General features: G+C 41.3%; 2 protein-coding genes and 2 pseudogenes. All 4 read right to left on the reverse strand.

Features of this window, described 5'->3' with window-relative positions; translation table 11 throughout:
- Window positions 1-311: 311 nt before the first annotated feature.
- Window positions 312-503, reverse strand: a complete 192-nt coding sequence (locus tag F6K20_RS31050; protein WP_008182093.1) for a hypothetical protein — start codon at window positions 501-503, stop codon at window positions 312-314.
- A 330-nt stretch (window positions 504-833) separates the two neighbouring features.
- The gene (locus F6K20_RS31055; RefSeq protein WP_008182098.1) at window positions 834-1,265 is read right to left on the reverse strand and encodes a biotin/lipoyl-containing protein; all 432 of its coding nucleotides are present in this window, start codon (window positions 1,263-1,265) and stop codon (window positions 834-836) included.
- A 191-nt stretch (window positions 1,266-1,456) separates the two neighbouring features.
- Window positions 1,457-2,720 (reverse strand): annotated as a pseudogene (locus tag F6K20_RS31060) (peptidase domain-containing ABC transporter); the annotation flags it as partial.
- A gap of 192 nt (window positions 2,721-2,912) precedes the next feature.
- A pseudogene (locus tag F6K20_RS31065) lies at window positions 2,913-3,184 on the reverse strand (ABC transporter transmembrane domain-containing protein); the annotation flags it as partial.

Raw genomic sequence — 3,184 nt, forward strand, 5'->3', positions numbered from 1 at the left:
TTAGCGAGTGGGGGAAACCCCCAAGACCGCGCTGCCTCCCCAAGACCGTAATGGTGCGTTTTCCGCATTAAGAATTAAATTCGCCACGGGTCGCACCTCTGCATCGCTCCTAAACTCTGAAACGTAAGTCTAAGCTTACTTCTGACTTCTGACTTCTAACTTCTGACTTGCGCGTAGCGCTATACCATTCCACTTACCGGTGCGTCTAAGACTCGTTGCTTTAACTGAAGCTGCAAGGAGTCAATCTGACGCTTACTCTGAGCAATTTATGAATTTAGGGTAGTAATTTTATTCTCTATATTATTCAGTTGTTATTCTATTTTAAGTACTGATAACTTACCGGAATGAATCAAACTCTGATAACTCCTTTCCTGCTCTTTTAATCGTAACTTTGCTTGCTCAATATCTGCTTGTGCTTGACGCATAGTCCGTTCATAACTACTTTGTTCTTCCCTAATCCGTAACTTAGCCTGTTCAATATCAGACTTTGTTTGTTCATACAACCGTCGCCTTTACTGTACCACATCATCCTTATCTAACACATCAATTTCTGGCACAACTCCTTGTTGCCAAAGTTTACGATAGCGTTGCACCTCTCCCTGGGCATTAGCTAAACGAATCTCTAGTAACTTAGAGGCTGTTTTACTAAGTTCAAGATTTTGCCTGGCCTGATTTCCTTGAGCTAATTTTTATTATTTTTGTAAGTTATAGGAATTACTCAGATCAATTATAGTCTGTCGCACTTGGTCAATTTGAGCTGGCTTTTCCAAGGCTTGGGCTTGATTTTGTTGCTGCTGAGTTGTCAAGACTACCACTAACTGATTTTTTAGTAATTATAACTGCGATCGCCTACTCAATTGCCCCTTTAATTTATCGTTAACTTGCTGCAATTCAGTACGGACTAACCCGGATTTCAAAATCACTAAATTTTGTCCAGCCTCAACCTTTTCCCCCTCTTTAACTTGAATTTCATCCACGGTACCGGCTACAGCAGCATCCAGCCTCACAGTCTTACCCTTTGGTTCAAGTCGTCCTCTAGCTGTACCGGTTTCATCTACCTTATAGAGCATCGACCAGGGTAAAATAATGGAAACAAATACTACTAGAAAGTACAGTAATCCCCTTGTCCAAACCTGAGGCCAACTATCGAGTAATTCTTTAGTGGCGTAAGACCAATCATCAGTAAATTTAGCTAGGTTTGGGGCGTTTAAACTATCTTGATCATGATTAGTGTCTTGTAGCTGAGTTGGAGGATGTCCATTCAAGTGTCCAAGTGTCCATTCAATGTATTGGGCATAATTTTATTTATTATTTATTGATACTAGTTATTGGGTATTAGGATTATTCATGAATAAATAAATTAAAATTTATGTAATTTTTCAGGATTAATGACTCAGGATTAAGGACTAATTTGCTGGGGATTAAAATAGTAATAATGTCCCCTTTTTGTCATTAATTACTGATGGGTTACCCTCTCAATCAATACTCCTCTATCCAGCACTAAAATTAAATCCGCATTCCGGACTGTAGACAACCGATGAGCAATGACGAATGTTGTCCTATAGCAGTCGCCAGGGCAGTTAGGACATGACAAAAGTCTCACACCCTTTGTAAGCGCAAGAGTTTGACTTCTGACTTCTGACAAAGGACTTCTGACTTTTGACTTCTGCTATACCTTTGAGAATTTGATTTAAATTCTGCTGAATAATTCGCTCTGATTCTGCATCTAAATGGGAGGTGGCTTCATCTAAAACTAATAACTTAGGATTGCCTAACAAAGCCCGTGCGATCGCAATCCGTTGCCGTTGTCCACCAGACAACATTCCTCCCCCTTCTCCTATCTGGGTTTCATACCCCATAGGTAAATTTTTAATAAACTCATCAGCACCTGCTAATCGTGCTGCTTCTATAATCTCTTCTAAACTAGCGGCAGGATGACCTAAGCTAATATTTTCCCGAATGGTTCCACCAAACAAAAACGTATCTTGGTCTACTACTCCCACTTGCGATCGCAAAGACCCTAAGGACAGACTGGTAATATCAAGGCCATCAATCAATACTTTCCCATCTGTGGGTGGATACAATCCCAACACTAATTTAGAAATCGTCGTTTTCCCTGAACCACTGCGTCCCACTAGGGCTACCATTTGTCCTGGTTTCACTTCAAAGGAAAGATTTTCCAGTACATTTAAATCACTCTCTGGGTGATAGCGAAAGGTAACGTTATCAAAGGCAATGTGACCCTGAATTGATGGTAACGATTGACGGGCTTGATTCAGTAAATCCTCCTCTGGTTCGGCATCCAACACATCATTAATCCGTTCCATAGCAATTACTACTTCCTGGAATTGATTCCATAACACGGTTAACCGCTGGAAGGGAGTAATAATATTTCCTAGCAGCATATTGAAGGCCACTAATTGTCCAATGGTTAACTGATTCTGAATCACTAACCACGCTCCATACCACAGCAGGCTTGTGGTTACTACGGCTTCAATAGCATTACTGAAAATTTGCAGCCGATTGCTGATAACTTGCCCATCAAAACTTGTCTTAATTTCCTTATTTAATAACTCCTCCCAATGCCAACGTACTGTTTGTTCTACTGCTGTGGATTTAACGGTACTTACACCGGAAAGCGCTTCAATTAGATAACTATTTTCCTTAGCCATCGATTGAAATATTTCCCGGGAAATCCTACGTAAAAACGGAGTCGCAATCGTAAGCATTCAGCTATCAGCCGTCAGCCGTCAGCTAATTAACTAATCAAGGGGAGATAGTAAACAAGCTTACGAACGAGTATGGCTGGTTGACATCCCTGCTCGTTTTACTGATCCGACCCAGTGCAATTAAAGCGCCTACTCGCTGATAGCTGATAGCTGATAGCTGACGGCTGAATGCTTACTCGCAATCAACGCTAGCAATAAGAATGGCGGCACAATCACTAAGGCCAATAATGCCATTTTCCAGCTGTACCAAACCATCAATCCTACATAGATAAATACCGTTAGTAAATCCAGCAGAATTGATAGCGCCTCACCGGTAAGGAACTGCTCAATCTTGCGGTTTTCCTGAACCCGTGATATGATGTCACCAACATAGCGGGACTCGAAAAACGAGAGAGGCAACCGCAGTGTATGGCGAATAAATCCTACAATCAGTGCTGCATCTACTTTATTAGCCA

Origin of the sequence: Moorena sp. SIO2C4 (genome assembly GCF_010672485.1) — a bacterium.
Classification (GTDB): Bacteria; Cyanobacteriota; Cyanobacteriia; order Cyanobacteriales; family Coleofasciculaceae; genus Moorena; species Moorena producens.